Here is a 16,523-nt window from a genome sequence, read left to right on the forward strand (position 1 = left end):
GCACACCTCCCAGGAAGTCCCCCGCGCAGAGAGTGACATCGCCATGCCCGGAACCGCCCGCCTGACCACCGCAGCCGCCACCGCCGCCGCCCTCACGGCCATATCCCTGCTCGCCACCGCGTGTACCGGATCCACCGGGCAGGCGGCGGCCGACGATCCCGCCCAGGACGTCACCATCACCTTCTGGCACGGCTGGTCCGCGCCCAGCGAGGTCAAGGCCATCGAGGAGAACATCGGGCGGTTCGAGGCGGCGCACCCGAACATCAAGGTCAAGGTCACCGGCAACATGACCGACGACAAGATCAACCAGGCGCTGCGGGCGGGCGGCGACAAGGCGCCGGACGTGGTGTCCTCCTTCACCACCGACAGCGTGGGCAAGTTCTGCAACTCGGGCGCGTTCGCCGACCTCAACCCCTTCCTCGAGAAATCGAAGATCGACAAGGCGAAGGTCTTCCCGCAGTCCCTGCTGAACTACACCGCGTACAACGGCAACCAGTGCACGCTGCCACTGCTGAACGACGCCTACGGCCTGGTCTACAACAAGGACGCCTTCGCGGCGGCCGGCATCACCGCCCCGCCCAGGACCTGGAGCGAGTTCGTCGAGGTCGCCCGGAAACTCACCAAGACCAAGGGCGACTCGTACGAGCAGGTCGGCATCATGCCCACCTTCCACGGCTACGAGACCACCCCCATGCGCCTGGCCGCCCAGTGGGGGGCGACGTACTTCACCCCCGACGGCAAGTCCAACCTGGCCAAGGACCCCGCCTTCACGAAGATGCTGACCGCCCAGAAGGACCTGGTCGAGAAGCTCGGCGGGTACGAGAGGCTGGAGCGGTTCCGGGCCTCCTTCGGTGACGAGTGGGGCGCCGAGCACCCCTTCCACAAGGGCCAGGTCGCCATGCAGCTGGACGGCGAGTGGCGGCCGAACATGGCCAAGGAGGCGGGCGTGACCTTCGGGATCGGGACCGCGCCGCTCCCCGTCCCCGACGACCAGCTCGCCGACTACGGCAAGGGCTACGTCTCCGGCACGATCATGGGCATCGCCGCGGGCAGCAGGAAGCAGAACGCGTCCTGGGAACTGGTGAAGTACATGACCACCGACACCGAGGCGGTGGTGGCCTTCGCCAACGGCATCCACAACGTGCCCTCCACCCTCGAGGCGCTGGCCTCGCCGAACCTCCGGGTGGACGAGAACTTCAAGACCTTCATCGACATCGCCCGGCACCCGAAGTCGAACACCACCCCGCCGCAGGCGGACGGCGGCACCTACCAGCTGACCTTCACCGACCTGGCCTACCAGCACGAGAAGGGCGCGGTCGGCGACCTGCCCGGCGCCCTCGCCGCGACGGACGCGCAGATCGACACGGACATCGCGAAGGCGAAGTAGCCCCCGATGACCACGCACACCCTGCGTGCGAAGCGCAGGAAAACGGCACTGCGCACGGCGGCCTTCATGTCGCCCTGGCTGATCGGCTTCGCGGTCTTCTTCGCCTACCCGCTGCTGTCCACCGTCTACTTCTCCTTCACGAAGTACGACGGCTTCCGGCCGCCCGTCTTCAACGGCCTGGACAACTGGACGTACGTGTTCACCCAGTACCCGCTGTTCTGGCCGGCGATGCGGAACACGCTGTGGCTGGTGGTGGTGATGGTGGCCTGCCGGGTCGTCTTCGGGCTCGGCATCGGCATGCTCATCACCAAGGTCAAGACGGGGACCGGGGTCTTCCGCACCCTTTTCTACCTGCCCTACCTGGCCCCGCCGGTGGCCGCCACCCTGTCGTTCGTCTTCCTGCTGAACCCCGGCACCGGCCCGGTCGACACCCTGCTGGACGGGATGGGCCTGCCGCAGCCCGGCTGGTTCACCGACGCCGACTGGTCCAAGCCCGCGCTGACGGTGCTCGCGGTGTGGGGAGTCGGCGACCTGATGGTGATCTTCATGGCCGCGCTGCTCGACGTACCGAAGGAGCAGTACGAGGCGGCCGAGCTGGACGGCGCCGGGGCCTGGCAGCGGCTGCGCCACATCACCCTGCCGAACATCTCGCCGATCATCCTGTTCGCCGTGGTGACCGGCGTGATCCAGGCGATGCAGTACTACACCCAGCCCCTGGTCGCGGGGAAGGTGGCGGCCGGCGTGATCGGCGGCTCCGGCCAGCAGTTCGAGCCGGGCTACCCCGACAAGTCCACGCTCACCTTGCCGCAGATCGTCTACAACGTCGGCTTCCAGCGCTTCGACTACGGCGCCGCCTGTGTGCTCGCCCTCGTCCTGTTCACCCTCTGCATGGCCTTCACGGCCCTGTTGATGCGCCGCCGCGGCGGCCTGATCGGAGGGGGGGACCGATGACGCCCGCGCACCGGCGCGCCGCCGTGCTCCAGTGGGTCGCCGTGCACTCGCTCGCGATCGCCGCCGCCCTGTTCTTCGTCCTGCCCTTCGTCTTCGTGTTCCTGACCTCGCTGATGACCGATCAGCAGGCGCTCACCCGCGACCTGGTGCCCGACACCTGGGTCTGGGAGAACTACACGAAGGTGTGGGACACCCCCGGCTTCCTGACCTGGTGGCGCAACACCCTGCTGTACGCCGGTGTGGGCACGCTGCTGACCGTGGCGTCCTCGATCCCGGTGGCCTACGCGCTCGCCACGTTCCGCTTCCGCGGCCGGCGGATCTCACTGCTGCTGGTCATCGCCATGATGATGCTGCCGCCCCAGGTCGTGATCATCCCGATGTACCTCTTCTGGGCCCAGCAGCTCGACCTCTCGGGCACCCTGTGGCCGCTGATCATCCCGCTGGCCTTCGGCGACGCCTTCTCCGTCTTCCTCCTCCGGCAGTTCCTGCTGACCATCCCCGACGAGTACCTGGACGCGGCCCGCGTCGACGGCTGCGGCGAGCTGCGCGCCCTGCTGCGGGTCGTGCTGCCGATGGCGAAGCCGGGCATCGCCGCGGTCGCCCTGTTCTCGTTCTTCTCCCTGTGGAACGACTACTTCGGCCCGCAGATCTACGCCTCCGACAATCCGGCCGCGTGGACCCTCAGTTACGGGCTGGAGTCCTTCAAGGGAGCGCACCACACGAACTGGAACCTGACCATGGCCGCGACCGTGATGGTCATGGCCCCGGTGATCGTCCTCTTCTTCTTCGCCCAGAAGGCGTTCGTCGAGGGAGTCACCCTGACCGGAGTGAAAGGCTAGGCATGAAACTCGCAGTGGTGGGCGGCGGTTCCACCTACACCCCCGAGCTGATCGACGGCTTCGCGCGGCTGCGCGACACCCTGCCCGTCACCGAGCTGGTGCTGGTCGACCCCGCCACCGAACGGCTGGAGCTGATCGGCGGCCTGGCCCGGCGCATCTTCGCCCGGCAGGGGCACCCGGGGCTGATCACCACCACCTCCGACCTCGACGCCGGGGTGGCGGGCGCCGACGCCGTCCTCCTCCAGCTGCGCATCGGCGGCCAGGCCGCCCGGCTCCAGGACGAGACCTGGCCGCTGGAGTGCGGCTGCGTCGGGCAGGAGACCACGGGCGCCGGCGGGCTCGCCAAGGCACTGCGCACCGTCCCGGTGGTCCTCGACATCGCCGAGCGGGTCCGGCGGGCCAGCCCGGACGCCTGGATCATCGACTTCACCAACCCGGTCGGCATCGTCACCAGGGCCCTGCTCCAGGCCGGCCACAAGGCCGTCGGGCTGTGCAACGTCGCGATCGGCTTCCAGCGGAAGTTCGCGGCCCTGCTGGACCTGGCACCGGCCGACATCCACCTGGACCACGTGGGGCTCAACCACCTCACCTGGGAACTGGGGGTGCGCCGCGGCGGCCCGGAGGGCGAGGACCTGCTGCCGCGGCTGCTCGCCGAGCACGGGGAGGCCGTCGCCGGGGACCTCCACCTGCCGCGTGCCGTCCTGGACCGGCTGGGCGTCGTACCGTCCTACTACCTGCGGTACTTCTACGCGCACGACGAGGTCGTGCGCGAGCTGGCGGCCAAGCCCTCGCGGGCGGCCGAGGTCGCCGCGATGGAGCGGGAACTGCTCGCCCTGTACGGGGACCCCGCGCTGGACGAGAAGCCCGCGCTGCTCGCCCGGCGCGGCGGGGCCTTCTACTCGGAGGCGGCCGTCGACCTGGCGGCCTCGCTGCTGGGCGACGGCAGCGGCGGCGGACCGGCCGTCCAGGTGGTCAACACCCTCAACCGCGGCACGCTGCCCTTCCTGCCGGACGACGCGGTCGTCGAGGTGCAGGCACGGGTCGACGGCGCGGGGCCGCGGCCGCTCGCCGTACCGGCCCTCGACCCGCTCTACGCCGGGCTGATCTCGCACGTGACGGCGTACGAGGACCTCGCGCTGGACGCGGCGCTGCGCGGTGGCCGCGAGCGCGTCTTCCGGGCGCTGCTGGCCCACCCCCTGGTGGGTCAGTTCGACCGTGCCGCGGGGCTGACGGACCGGCTCCTCGCGCACAACAAGGAGCACCTGGCATGGGCGTGAGCCGGCCACGGCCCCGGCCCGCGGCGGTGCTGGCCGTCGACGCGGGCAACAGCAAGACGGACGTGGCGCTCCTGGGACCGGACGGCTCGGTGCTGCGCTCCGGTCAGGCCGGGGGCTTCCAGCCGTTCCGTACGGGAGTCGCCGCGGCCGTCGACGTGCTGGCGGAGGCGATGGCCGACGCGGGACTGGACCCCCGCGCGACGGACGGACCCTGCGCCGAGCACGTGTCGGCCTGCCTGGCCAACGCCGATTTCCCGGTGGAGGAGCGGGCCCTGGCGTCCGAGATCCGGGGCAGGAACTGGGGCCGCTCCACGGCGGTGCACAACGACACCTTCGCGCTGCTGCGCGCCGGACTGCCGGCGGACGCCGAGCCGTGCGGCGTCGCGGTGGTGTGCGGGGCGGGCATCAACTGCGTCGGGATGGCCCCGGACGGGCGGACGGCGCGCTTCCCGGCGGTCGGCCGGATCTCCGGCGACTGGGGCGGCGGGGGCGGACTGGCCGAGGAGGCCCTGTGGTGGGCGGCCCGGGCCGAGGACGGCCGGGGCGGGCCGACCGAGCTGGCCCGGGTGCTGCCGGCGCACTTCGGACAGGACTCCATGTACGCGCTGATCGAGTCGCTGCACCTGGGCCGGATCCCGGGCGGGCGGCGGCACGAGCTGGTCCCGCTGCTGTTCGAGGTCGCGGCCGCCGGGGACCCGGTGGCCGTGTCGCTGGTGCACCGGCAGGCGGACGAGGTCGTGGCCATGGCGGCGGTGGCGCTGGCCCGCCTGGACCTGCTCGGCCAGGAGGTTCCGGTGGTGCTCGGCGGCAGCGTGCTGGCCGCCCGGCATCCGCAGCTGGGCGACCGGATCGCGGCGGGACTGGCCGGACGGGCACCGCACGCCCGGGTGTCGGTGGTGACGGCGCCTCCGGTGCTGGGGGCCGGACTGCTGGGGCTGGACGCCCTCGGGTCCCCGGACGGCGCCCGCGCGAAGCTGCGTGCCCATTTCAGGTGAACCGGCCCCGCGGGCCGGCCGGTCTGGAACCGTGGCGGTCGTACGGACGTATTCACGGGGAAGGGCGGCGGGGGCGGCCGCGGGTCAAACCTCCCAAGATCCGGCACCGGGTGGTGTGGCCGGCCGTCGATGCGGCCATACTGCTGCGGAGCAAGGACCAAGGGGGAGGTCACGGTGGCCATCACTTCACGCGCGCCCGCGCCCGGGGGCGGCAGCGCCGTGCCCCCCGCCGGGGCGCCGGCGGCGCCCGGTGCACCGCCCGGGCGGAGAACCGCCTGGGCCGAAGGCGTGGAGGAGCTGCGCCGCGCGGCCACCACCGAGCCCGGCCGGCTGCGGATCATCGGCGCCGTACTGGCCGCCCTGATCGTGCTGTTCGGCTCGGTCGGCCTGTGGGAGGTTTCCGGCCGGAGCAGCGCCGCGGAGCACGTCGTGGGCCGCAGCCAGCCGCTGAGCGCGGACGCGGCGAGCATCTACCGCTCCCTCGCGGACGCCGACACGGCCTCCTCCAGCGGCTTTCTGCTGGGTGCCACGGAGGAGCGCGAGGTCCGCCTGCGGTACGAAAGGGACATCGCCCACGCCTCCCGGCTGCTGGTCAGCGCGGCCGCCAACACCGGCGGCAGCCAGGACTCCCGCGCCCAGATCACCCTGCTCAGCGAGCAGCTGCCGCGCTACACCGGCCTGATCGAGCAGGCCCGTGCCGCCAACCGGCAGGGCCTCCCGCTGGGCGGCGCCTATCTCCGGTACGCGAACGAGCAGATGACCACCCAGCTGCTGCCGGCCGCGCAGCGGCTGTACGAGGCGGAGACGGCCCGGCTCTACGCGGACCACGACGACGCCCGGGCCTGGCCGCTGGCCTCGCTCGCCGCGGGCCTGGTCGCGCTGGCCGCCCTGGTGTGGACGCAGCGGCGCACCTACCGGCGGACGAACCGGGTCTTCAACCACGGGCTGCTGGCGGCGACGGCCGCGTCCGTGGTGGTGCTGCTGTGGCTGGCCGTGGGGCACACGGTGGCGCGGGCGTCGCTGAGCGAGGCCCGCGCGCAGGGGCAGGAGTCGCTGAAGGTGCTCAACGACGCGCGGATCGCCTCCCTCCAGGCGCGGGCCGGGGAGAACCTGACACTGATCGCGCGCGGCGCCGTCCTGGCCGCGGACACGAAGTCCGACAAGTACGACGTGGACTTCACGACGAACATGAAGGAGCTGGACGCCGGGCTGGCGCGGGCGCTGCGGCTGGCGGACGACGAGGCCGGCCGGGGGCCCGTGAGCCGCGCCGCCGACGGTGTGGAACTGTGGAAGCAGCGGCACACGGCGGCCCGGGAGGCGGACTTGAAGGGGGACTACGAGGCCGCGCTGGCCCAGGTCGTCGGGGACAAGGACCACAAGGACAGCAGCGGAGCCGCGTTCGACACGGTGGACGCCTCCCTGGAGCAGGCCGTCGCCCACGAGCAGCGGGAGTTCACCCGTGCCGCCCGGGACGGGCTCGGCGCGCTGGGCGGCCTGCTGACCGGGACGGCGGTCCTCGCCGTGATCGGCGCGGCGGCGGCGCTGCTCGGCATCGGGCGCAGGCTTTCGGAGTACAGGTGAGAGCGATGCGGACACGAGCGATGCGGGCCTCCGGGGATTCCGGGGCCGCCGGGGCTTCCGGGGTCTCCGGAGCCGCCGGGGCGTGCGAGGGCGGCGCGAACCGCCCGGGTGCGGCGTCACGGCTGCGGTGGCCGGCGCGCCGGCTGCGCGGCTGGGGCGGGGTGAGCGCGATGGCGGTGGCCTGCGCGGTGACCGCCGCGACCGTGCTGCTGCCGCTGGCCCGGGCGACGCCGGGCGGCGGCGGTACGGCGGCGGTCCGCGGGCCCGCGTCGATGGCGGCGGCCCCGGCCGCGCCCGCAACGCCCGCCGACACCTGCCAGGACCCTGAGGCCAGCCTGCGCCCGTCCGGTCTGGACGGCGCGGCGATCGCGCGGATCAAGGCGGCGGGCAAGCTCGTCGCGGGCGTGGACCAGAACAGCTTCCGCTGGGGCTACCGCAACCAGGCCGAGGAGGGCGGCGGGCTCGACGGCTTCGACATCGACCTGGTGAAGGCCATCGCCAAGGACATCCTGGGCGACCCGAACGCGGTCATCTACCGGGCCATTCCGACCAGTCAGCGCATCCCCGCGCTCCAGGAGGGCCGCGTCGACATCGTCGTGCGGACCATGACCATCAACTGCAAGCGGCTGGAGGAGGTCGCCTTCTCGACGGCCTACTTCGAGGCCGGGCAGCAGGTGCTGGCCCCCAAGGGCTCGGCGATCACCGGCTACGACACCTCGCTGAAGGACAAGCGGATCTGCTTCGCCGCGGGTTCCACGGCCGAGGCCACCCTGAAGGTCCAGTCGTACGGCTCCGTGCCGGTCACCGTGCCCAACCAGCTGGACTGCCTGGTCCGGCTCCAGCTGGGCGAGGTGGACGGCATCGTCACGGACAACGCGCTCGCCGCCGGCCAGGCGGCGCAGGACCCGTCGGTGCGGCTGGTCGGCTCGCCGTTCACCCGCGAGTTCTACGGCGTGGCGATGAACAAGGACGCCTCCGACCTGGTGCGCCGGGTCAACAAGGTGCTGGAGGAGTACCGTTCGGGCGGCAATGAGAGCCCCTGGATGAAGTCGTACCTGAAGCACCTGCAACCCGTGCTGCCCGGCGTGACCGCGCCGCCCGCACCCAAGTACCGGGACGGGTGAGGCCGGTGGCGGGCACGGAGTCGGACACGGAAGCGGAGGCACAGTCGTTGGAGTCGTGGTCGTCGGCAGTGATGGACCGGGACGGGGTCGACCGTGCGCTGGCCCGGCTGGGCGCGGAGCACGAGGCCGTCGAGACCTCGCTGCTGGCCCTCCAGGACCACGCCGGGCGCCGGCTGCTGGAGGGCGCCTCGCTGACCGGGGTCACCAAGGAGCGGTGGGCGGCCGCCGACGCCGACATCACCCGGCTGTGGACGTACTTCGACGCCTACAGCGGGGCCCTGGCCGCCGCCCGCGAGATCCGCGAGCGGCGGCGCTGGCCGAACCGCGACGACCTGGTCGAGCTGACCGAGCGGCTGCGCGGGCCCGGGGTGCTGATCGCGGGGGCCGCCGTGGAGGGCGCCGGGCTGGCGGAGCGGTTCTCGCTCGCCGAGCTCGTGGCCCGGATGAACGAGCTGTACGCGAGCTCCCTGGACGTGGTGGTCGCCGCCGACGCGGTGTGGTCGGCGCTGCCCGCCCGGATCGACCTGCTCGCCGCCGAGCTGCACCGCACCCGCGCGCTGGCCCACTCCGTGGGGGTGCGCCCGGGAGAGCACCCCTCGGGCGACGACCTGGAGGCCATCACCGCCGAGCTTGCGGCGCTGCGGGCCGAGGTGATCGCGGATCCGCTGGCGTTCTGGGTCCCGGCGGCGGGGAGTTCCGCGCCCGGCGGCGGCCGCCCGGACACCGGGCGCTACGACCGGGCCGCGCTCGCGCTGGAGGACGTACGCCGGGAGGTCGAGGCCGTCCTGGACGTACGGCAGGACGCCGAGCAGCGGCTGATCAGCCTGCGGGACGTGCTCTCGCGGGCCGACCGGACCCTGGCGGAGGCGCGGACGGCGCGCGGCGAGGTACTGGCGAAGATCGCCGCGTCGGAGGTGCCCGCGGTGAGCGGCCCGCCGACGGTGCTGCAGGAGCAGCTCGCGGCGGCGGCCGAGCACCGCCGCCACGCGCGCTGGCACCGGCTCTCCCCGCTGCTGGAGTCCCTGGAGGAACGGGCCGAGGAGGAACTGCGCCGGGCCCGTGAATCGTTGACCGCGGTGACGGCGCCGCTCGCGGTGCGGGCCGAGCTGCGCGGGCGGCTCGACGCCTACAAGGCGAAGGTGGCCCGGCACGGGCTGGCGGAGGACCCGCTGCTGATCGAGCGGTACGACACGGCCCGGCGGATGCTGTGGAGCGCGCCCTGCGACCTGCGGGCCGCCGAGCAGGCCGTCCTGCGCTACCAGCAGGCCGCGGCCGAGGCGTTGCGGGGCACGGGGGCTCCCGGGAAGGAGGGCGCATGAGCCTGATCGGAACGGCGTGCGTGCGGCCCGGCTGCCCGGGGACGTACGAGGACATGGGCGCGGGCGAGCTGTACTGCGACACCTGCGGGCTGGCGCCGGCCGGTGCGGTCGCGGCCGGCGCCGAGGAACTGGTGTCTGCGCCGACGGGCATGACGAGCGCGGCACGCGGCGCGGCGCTGGGCTCGGGCGGATCGGGCGGGTCGGGCGGTTCCCGGGGATCGGCGGGCTCGCAGGGCTCGCACGGTTCGCACGGTTCGGCGCGGGCCTCGGCATCGGCGCGCTCATCCCGTTCCTCGTCGTCCCGCCGCTCCGTGTCCGGGCGGCTCTCGCGCTCCCTTTCGGGCCCCGCGTCCACCCAGTCGGTGTCGGTGCGCAGTTCGGGATCGGCGCCCTCGTCCTCGGGGCGGGGACGGCTCGGCGCCGGGCTGGTCAACGTACCGGAAGTGCCGCGTCCGGATCCTTCGGCGGCGGTCCTGGAGAACCCGGAGGTTCCGGAGCGCAAGCGGTTCTGCTCGCGCGCGGACTGCGGGGCCCCGGTGGGCCGCGCCCGCGGTGACCGGCCCGGGCGGACGGAAGGGTTCTGCACCAAGTGCGGGCACCCGTACTCCTTCGTGCCCAAGCTGCGCGCGGGCGAGGTCGTGCACGGCCAGTACGAGGTGGCCGGCTGTCTCGCGCACGGCGGGCTCGGCTGGGTGTACCTGGCGGTGGACCGGGCGGTGTCGGACCGGTGGGTGGTGCTCAAGGGCCTGCTGGACACCGGGGACGTGGACGCGATGGCCGCCGCGATATCGGAGCGGCGCTTCCTCGCGGAGATCGAGCACTCCAACATCGTGCGGATCTACAACTTCGTGGAGCACCTGGACCAGCGGACCGGTTCGCTGGACGGCTACATCGTCATGGAGTACGTGGGCGGCAAATCCCTGAAGGAGATCGCCAACGAGCGGCGCCGGCCGGACGGGCGGCGCGATCCGCTGCCGGTGGAGCAGGCCTGCGCGTACGGGATCGAGGCGCTGGAGGCGCTCGGCCACCTCCACAGCAGGAACCTCCTGTACTGCGACTTCAAGGTCGACAACGCCATCCAGCAGCAGGACCAGCTGAAGCTGATCGACATGGGCGCGGTACGGCGGATGGACGACGAGGAGTCGGCCATCTACGGCACGGTGGGCTACCAGGCCCCGGAAGTCGCCGAGCTGGGCCCCTCGGTCGCCTCCGACCTGTACACGGTGGCGCGCACCCTGGCCGTCCTGACCTTCGACTTCCAGGGCTACACCAATGTGTTCGCGGACTCGCTGCCCGACCCGGAGCACATCGAGGTGTTCCGGCGGTACGAGTCCTTCTACCGGCTGCTCGTCCGGGCCACCGATCCGGATCCCGGGCGGCGGTTCGCCTCCGCGCAGGAGATGGCGGACCAGCTGACGGGCGTGCTGCGGGAGGTCGTCGCCCTCCAGACGGGCCGGCCGCGGCCGCAGCTGTCCACGCTGTTCGGCCCGGAGACCCGGGTCCCGGACACCCGGCTCTTCGCGGACACGGCAGACCCGGCCGTGTCCCGCCTGGGCCTGCGACCGCTCGCCTCCCGCCGGGGCGGCGGACTGCTCGGCCTTCGCGGCCGCGCCGCCACACCGCCGGGGACCGCCACCCCGCCGGGCGGCATCACCCCGCCGGGCGGCATCCCGCTGCCCGCGGCAACCGGCGGGCCGGCAGGGGCGGGTCCACTCGCGGCCCCGCTCGCGGCCGGGGCCCAGCCGCCCGGTACCGGTCCGCATTCCTCCGGCAGCATCCCGCTGCACGGGCACGCAGGAGCCCACACGCCGGCGGCGACGGCAGCCGGGGCCCCCGGCCCCTCGGGGCACACGGGGGCCGTGGCGGGGATCGGGACCAGTGCCACGCACGTGTCGGGCGCGGCGGTGCCGGGGCCCCGGCACGCGACCGCTGCCCCGGCGGCCCCGCCGATGCCCTCGATGCCGTCGATGCCGTCGATGCCGTCGGCTCCCGCGACGAGCGCGGGGATCGCAGCCGTGTCCCCCGCCGGGGCGGCCCGGCGCGACACCGCGCTGGCGCTGCCCGTACCGCTGGTGGATCCGGCCGACCCCAACGCCGGTTTCCTGGCCGGCCTGCTGGCCTCCGCACCCGGCGACCTCCTGGGGGCCCTCGGCGCGGCGCCCGCCGATTCGGCCGAGCTGCGGCTGCGGGAGCTGCGGGCCCGGCTCGAGCTCGGCGAACTGGCCGCGGCCGGCCGCACCCTGACGGAGCTGGAGGCGCGGCACCCCGACGACTGGCGGGTGGTGTGGGCCCGCGGCGTCGCCTCGCTGGCCTGCGGGCAGGACGAGATCGCGGCCCTGTCCTTCGACGCGATCTACGACGCCTTCCCGGGCGAGCCCGCGCCGAAGCTGGCGCTGGGGCTGTGCGCGGAGGTCCTGGGCCAGCTGGACAACGCCGCCGAGTACTACCGCCTCGTCTGGATCACCGACCCCGGCTTCGTGAGCGCCGCCTTCGGGCTGGCCCGCGTCCAGCTCGCCGCGGGCGACCGGGCCGGGGCCGTGCGCACGCTGGAGTCCGTACCCGAGGCCTCCATCCACTACACCGCCGCCCGGGTGGCCGCCGTACGCGCACGTCTGCGCGACCGGTCCCCGCAGGAGCCCCTGCTGGCCGATCTGGCGGCGGCCGCCGGGCAGGTGGAGGCGCTGCGGCGGTTCGGCCTGGATCCGGAGCGCCACGAGCGGCTCACGACGGAAGTTCTGGGCTCGGCCCTCGACTGGGTACTGTCGGGTAGCCGGGGTTCCGACCCCGGCACCGCCTCGCTGCTCGGCAGTCAACTGGACGAACGGGGACTGCGCTTCGGACTGGAGCGCTCGTACCGCGTGCTCGCACGGCTGGCACAGCGGGGCGAGGAGAGGATCGAACTGGTGGAGCGGGCAAACCGTTTCCGTCCCCGGACGTGGGTGTGAGTGATGTCGATGCATCGGCTGTCGGGCTGCCCCAGCTGCGCGGAACCCCTCGAGGAGGGTGACCGTTTCTGCGGCGTCTGCGGCTACGCCGTCTCCGCTGCCGCTCCGGTTCTCCCCACTGCCCCGGCCGGCGGTCATCCGGCCCCGCCCCCGCCTCCGCTCGGAAGCGAAACCTCCGTGCCGTGGGGGTCCTCCCGGACGGAGTCCGGGGCAGGACGCCCCGCACCGGAGACGGACCATCCGACCGTCTCCCTCCCGACGGCACCGCCGAGCGGCTCCTCCCCGGGCTACGGCGCAGCCGCGCCCGCACCCGGCTGGGGCAGCAGCGCGACGGCCGCGCCGACCCTGGTCGACGACCCCGCCGGCCGGGCGCTCGCCCCGGCGGAATCCGGGCCGGAGGCGGAGCCGGAGCCCGAGCCGGATCCCGAGCCTGATCCCGAGCCCGGCCCTGAGCCGCAGCCGCGCTCGGCCGGAGCCCCGTACGCGGCCGCCGGCCACGAGGACCCGCACGGCTCCGCCACTCCTGCCGAGGGAACCCCGTGGGGCGCCGCGGCGGAACACCCGTACGGCGCCGGGGCCGACGGCCCGCAGACCCGGTACGACCAGCCCGCCGGTGCCGGCACCCCGCCGGAGGGAACCCCCTGGGGCACGGGCGAAGCCCCGTACGAGACCCCCGGCCCCGAGCACGCCGCCCCGGCCGGGGCCCCGCAGGGGACCGGCGGGAAGACCTGCGTCGCCTGCCGGACCGGGTACGTCGACACCGACGGCTACTGCGAGCACTGCGGGCACGCCCAGCCGCGGGAGCGCGACCACCTGGAGGAGGAGCTCGGCAGCGTGGCCGCCGTCAGCGACCGGGGGCTGCGCCACCACCGCAACGAGGACGCGTTCGCGGTCGCGGCCACCGCCCTGCCCGACGGCTCCGCCGCCACCGTGGCCATCGTCTGCGACGGCGTCTCCTCCGCGAGCCGCCCCGACGAGGCATCGGCCGCGGCGGCCGCCGCGGCCAACGAGTCACTGCTCGACGCGCTCCCCCGCGGCGCCCGCCCCCAGGAGGCCATGCACGAGGCGATCCTGGCCGCCGCGGCGGCGGTCAACGCGCTGGCCCCGCAGGTGCCCGGCGCGCAGAACGCCCCCGCCTGCACCCTGGTCGGCGCCGTGGTCAGCGGCGGCCTGCTCACCATCGGCTGGGTGGGCGACAGCCGTGCCTACTGGGTCCCGGACGACCGGACCGCCCTGCCCCGCCGGCTCACCGAGGACGACTCCTGGGCCGCGCAGATGGTCGCGGCCGGGCTGATGGGCGAGGCCGAGGCCTACGCCGACGCCCGGGCCCACGCCATCACCGGCTGGCTCGGGGCCGACGCGTACGACCTCGAACCGCACACCGCCGTCTTCAAGCCGGACCACCCAGGCGTGGTCGTCGTCTGCACCGACGGCCTGTGGAACTACGCGGAGGCCGCCCGGGACATGGCCCAGGTGCTGCCGCCGGACGCCGCCGTCAGACCCCTGCACAGTGCGCAGGTCCTGGTGGGGCACGCCCTGGACGGCGGCGGCCACGACAACGTCACCGTCGCCGTCGTGCCGTTCGCCGCCCAGCCCGAACCGGACCCCGGACCGGGACCGGGACCGGGACCGGAGCAGGCCCCGGAAGCGGAACCGGAAGCGGAAGCGTCTCCCCGGGCCTGACCCGCCCGACCCTCCCGACTCGCCTGTCCGAGCCCTGAGGAGCCTCATCGATGGCGAACTTCGCCAAGCCCAGCGCCCCGCGCTTCAGCGTGGAGGTGTACCAGAACGAGTTCCTCCCGCAGGGCGGGCGGGACGTCCACGCCATCGTCACGGTCACCTCCACCGGCGGGGCCACCGCGACCCGCGTGCCGGCCGCCCGGGGCGCGGCAGCCGTCGTGATCATGGTCGACTGCTCGGGCTCCATGGAGTACCCGCCGGAGAAGATGCGCGGCGCCCGCGAGGCCACGGCGGCGGCCGTCGACACCCTGCGCGACGGCACCTCGTTCGCCGTGATCGCCGGCACGCACACGGCCAAGGAGGTGTATCCGGGCCAGGGCCGCCTCGCCGTCGCCGACCCGGTGACCCGCGCCCAGGCCAAGGAGGCCCTGCGCGGGCTCAGCTCCGGCGGCGGCACCGCCATCGGCACCTGGCTGTGGCTGGCCGACGGGCTGCTGCGGCAGTCCCCGGCCGCCATACGGCACGGCATCCTGCTCACCGACGGCCGCAACGAACACGAGGACCCGGCCCGGCTGCGCGCCGCCCTCGACGCCTGCGCGGGCCGCTTCACCTGCGACGCCCGCGGGGTGGGCACCGACTGGGAGGTCAAGGAGGTCACCGGCATCGCGAGCGCGCTGCTCGGCTCCGCCGACATCGTGGCCGACCCGGCCCACCTCGCCGAGGACTTCACGCGCATGATGGAGAACGTCATGGGCAAGGAGGTCGCGGACGTCGCCCTGCGCCTGTGGACCCCGGTCGGGGCGGAGATCCAGTACGTCAAGCAGGTCGCGCCCGCCGTCCAGGACCTGACCGCCCGCCGCAGCGAGGCCGGCCCGCGCGCCGGCGACTACCCGACGGGCTCCTGGGGCGACGAGTCCCGCGAGTACCACGTGTGCGTCCGCGTCCCGAGTGCCGGCGTGGGCCAGGAGATGCTGGCCGCCCGCGCCTCGCTCGTCCTGCCGGGAGCGGCGGGCGAGCCGGCCGCCGTCCTCGCCCAGGGGCTGGTGCGGGCCGTGTGGACGGACGATCTGGCCGCTTCCACCGCCATCAACCCGCAGGTCGCGCACTACACCGGTCAGGCAGAGCTCGCGCAGGCTATCCAGCAGGGCCTGGAAGCCCGCAAACTGGGCGATGTGGGCGGGGCCACGGCCAAGCTCGGGCGCGCCGTGCAGCTGGCGAGCGCCTCGGGAAACGCCGACACCGCGAAGCTCCTGGCGAAGGTGGTGGACGTCGTGGACGCCGCGGCGGGTACTGTGCGGCTGAAAGCGAAGGTCGCCGACGCCGACGAGATGACTCTTGAAACGCGTTCGACGCAGACCGTCCGAGTGAAGAAGACCTGAGAAGACCTGACGCGATGACGCAGGGAGAAGAAGGGGGAAGCGCCGCCATGCCGACCTGCCCGAACGGGCACCAGTCCGCCTCCGACGACTGGTGCGAGGTCTGCGGCCACCGCATGGCTGCCCCCGGAGGCCCCCCTGCGGCGCCTTCCTACGGCTACGGCTACCCCCCGACCACCGGTGAGCCGACGGCCCAGGCCGAGCTCTGCCCGCAGTGCCGTACCCCGCGCGAGGCCATGGCCCCGTTCTGTGAGGAGTGCCGGTACAACTTCCTGACGCGCACGGCGACTTCGTACACGCCGAGCGCCCCGGACGCCGGTGCAGCAGGGTCCGCGGGGGCCGCCCCCGCGCCCCCCGCCTCGCCTCCGCCGCCCGTGTACGCCCAGGACCACTTCGAGTACCAGGGCTCGCGGCCCTCCCGGGTCAACCGGCCGGCCGAGCCGCTCCAGCGCGAGGACGACTGGCTGCTGCCGCCTCCGGCGCACGAGCCGCAGCCGCAGCCGCAGTACCAGCAGCAGCCCCCGCCGCCCCAGCGCGAGTACCAGCAGGAGTACCAGCAGGAGTACCAGCACCAGCCCCCGCAGCAGTACCAGCCGCCTCAGCAGCAGCCCCAGCAGCAGCACCAGTCCTTCGCGCCGCAGGGCGGCTCCTGGACCGCGACGATCGGCCCCGACCGCTCGTACTTCACGGCGATGATGCAGCGCAGCGGCCCCGAGGCGGCCGGGCTCAACCTGCCCGCGTACTCCCCGGAGCAGCACCTGCCGCTCGTCGGCAGCCAGATCACCATCGGCCGCCGCCGCGCCTCCACGGGCGAGTCCCCCGACATCGACCTGTCGGTGCCCCCGGAGGACCCGGGTGTCTCCCACCAGCACGCGGTCCTGGTCCAGCAGCCCGACCTCAGCTGGGCGGTGGTGGACCAGAACTCCACCAACGGCACCACGATCAACGGCGGCGAGGAGCCGATCCAGCCCTTCGTCCCGGTCCCGCTCGCCGACGGCGACCGCGTGCACGTCGGCGCCTGGACCACGATCACCGTCCGCCGGGGCTAG

General features: G+C 74.0%; 12 protein-coding genes. All 12 read left to right on the plus strand.

The features are described from left to right. Positions 1–43: 43 nt before the first annotated feature. The 12 genes from ACZ6I1_RS23180 (at position 44) to ACZ6I1_RS23235 (ending at position 16,523) form a co-directional block, all read left to right on the plus strand. Positions 44–1,387 (plus strand): ABC transporter substrate-binding protein, encoded by a 1,344-nt coding sequence (locus ACZ6I1_RS23180; RefSeq protein WP_469290031.1) that lies wholly within the window; start codon positions 44–46, stop codon positions 1,385–1,387. A 6-nt stretch (positions 1,388–1,393) separates the two neighbouring features. Then, a complete protein-coding gene (locus ACZ6I1_RS23185; protein ID WP_469290033.1) occupies positions 1,394–2,338 on the plus strand; it encodes a carbohydrate ABC transporter permease in 945 nt (314 codons plus the stop codon). Continuing rightward, entirely contained in the window at positions 2,335–3,177 is an 843-nt protein-coding gene (locus tag ACZ6I1_RS23190) for a carbohydrate ABC transporter permease (RefSeq protein WP_469290035.1), read from the plus strand. The genes ACZ6I1_RS23185 and ACZ6I1_RS23190 overlap by 4 nt, the downstream gene beginning before the upstream one ends. A gap of 2 nt (positions 3,178–3,179) precedes the next feature. Beyond that, complete coding sequence (locus ACZ6I1_RS23195; protein ID WP_469290037.1) at positions 3,180–4,454, plus strand: 6-phospho-beta-glucosidase; 1,275 nt, start codon at positions 3,180–3,182, stop codon at positions 4,452–4,454. Then, the gene (locus tag ACZ6I1_RS23200) at positions 4,445–5,449 is read left to right on the plus strand and encodes an N-acetylglucosamine kinase (RefSeq protein ID WP_469290039.1); all 1,005 of its coding nucleotides are present in this window, start codon (positions 4,445–4,447) and stop codon (positions 5,447–5,449) included. Before ACZ6I1_RS23195 ends, ACZ6I1_RS23200 begins: the two co-directional genes overlap by 10 nt. 129 nt (positions 5,450–5,578) lie before the next feature. After that, positions 5,579–7,030, plus strand: coding sequence for a hypothetical protein (locus ACZ6I1_RS23205; protein ID WP_469290040.1), 1,452 nt, complete (start codon positions 5,579–5,581; stop codon positions 7,028–7,030). Between the two features lie 170 nt (positions 7,031–7,200). Beyond that, on the plus strand, positions 7,201–8,154 hold the full coding sequence (locus ACZ6I1_RS23210) for a glutamate ABC transporter substrate-binding protein (RefSeq protein ID WP_469290087.1): 954 nt from the start codon (positions 7,201–7,203) through the stop codon (positions 8,152–8,154). A gap of 71 nt (positions 8,155–8,225) precedes the next feature. Next, positions 8,226–9,473: a hypothetical protein gene (locus tag ACZ6I1_RS23215; protein ID WP_469290089.1), complete on the plus strand. Its 1,248-nt coding sequence runs from the start codon at positions 8,226–8,228 to the stop codon at positions 9,471–9,473. 5 nt (positions 9,474–9,478) lie between these two features. Continuing rightward, positions 9,479–12,418 (plus strand): serine/threonine-protein kinase, encoded by a 2,940-nt coding sequence (locus ACZ6I1_RS23220; protein ID WP_469290091.1) that lies wholly within the window; start codon positions 9,479–9,481, stop codon positions 12,416–12,418. Between the two features lie 177 nt (positions 12,419–12,595). Next, positions 12,596–14,101 carry a PP2C family protein-serine/threonine phosphatase gene (locus ACZ6I1_RS23225; protein ID WP_469290042.1) on the plus strand — a complete coding sequence of 502 codons (1,506 nt, stop codon included), beginning with the start codon at positions 12,596–12,598 and terminating at the stop codon, positions 14,099–14,101. 50 nt (positions 14,102–14,151) lie between these two features. Next, complete coding sequence (locus ACZ6I1_RS23230; protein WP_469290044.1) at positions 14,152–15,477, plus strand: vWA domain-containing protein; 1,326 nt, start codon at positions 14,152–14,154, stop codon at positions 15,475–15,477. 14 nt (positions 15,478–15,491) lie between these two features. After that, positions 15,492–16,523 (plus strand): FHA domain-containing protein, encoded by a 1,032-nt coding sequence (locus ACZ6I1_RS23235; protein ID WP_469290045.1) that lies wholly within the window; start codon positions 15,492–15,494, stop codon positions 16,521–16,523.

The sequence above is a fragment of the Streptomyces sp. NPDC046303 genome (assembly GCF_055588085.1).

Coding starts and splice junctions, on each gene's coding strand:
- ACZ6I1_RS23180 (WP_469290031.1), top strand. CDS start 44: ATGCCCGGAACCGCCCGCCTGACCACCGCAGCCGCCACCGCCGCCGCC.
- ACZ6I1_RS23185 (WP_469290033.1), top strand. CDS start 1,394: ATGACCACGCACACCCTGCGTGCGAAGCGCAGGAAAACGGCACTGCGC.
- ACZ6I1_RS23190 (WP_469290035.1), top strand. CDS start 2,335: ATGACGCCCGCGCACCGGCGCGCCGCCGTGCTCCAGTGGGTCGCCGTG.
- ACZ6I1_RS23195 (WP_469290037.1), top strand. CDS start 3,180: ATGAAACTCGCAGTGGTGGGCGGCGGTTCCACCTACACCCCCGAGCTG.
- ACZ6I1_RS23200 (WP_469290039.1), top strand. CDS start 4,445: ATGGGCGTGAGCCGGCCACGGCCCCGGCCCGCGGCGGTGCTGGCCGTC.
- ACZ6I1_RS23205 (WP_469290040.1), top strand. CDS start 5,579: ATGCGGCCATACTGCTGCGGAGCAAGGACCAAGGGGGAGGTCACGGTG.
- ACZ6I1_RS23210 (WP_469290087.1), top strand. CDS start 7,201: ATGGCGGTGGCCTGCGCGGTGACCGCCGCGACCGTGCTGCTGCCGCTG.
- ACZ6I1_RS23215 (WP_469290089.1), top strand. CDS start 8,226: ATGGACCGGGACGGGGTCGACCGTGCGCTGGCCCGGCTGGGCGCGGAG.
- ACZ6I1_RS23230 (WP_469290044.1), top strand. CDS start 14,152: ATGGCGAACTTCGCCAAGCCCAGCGCCCCGCGCTTCAGCGTGGAGGTG.
- ACZ6I1_RS23235 (WP_469290045.1), top strand. CDS start 15,492: ATGACGCAGGGAGAAGAAGGGGGAAGCGCCGCCATGCCGACCTGCCCG.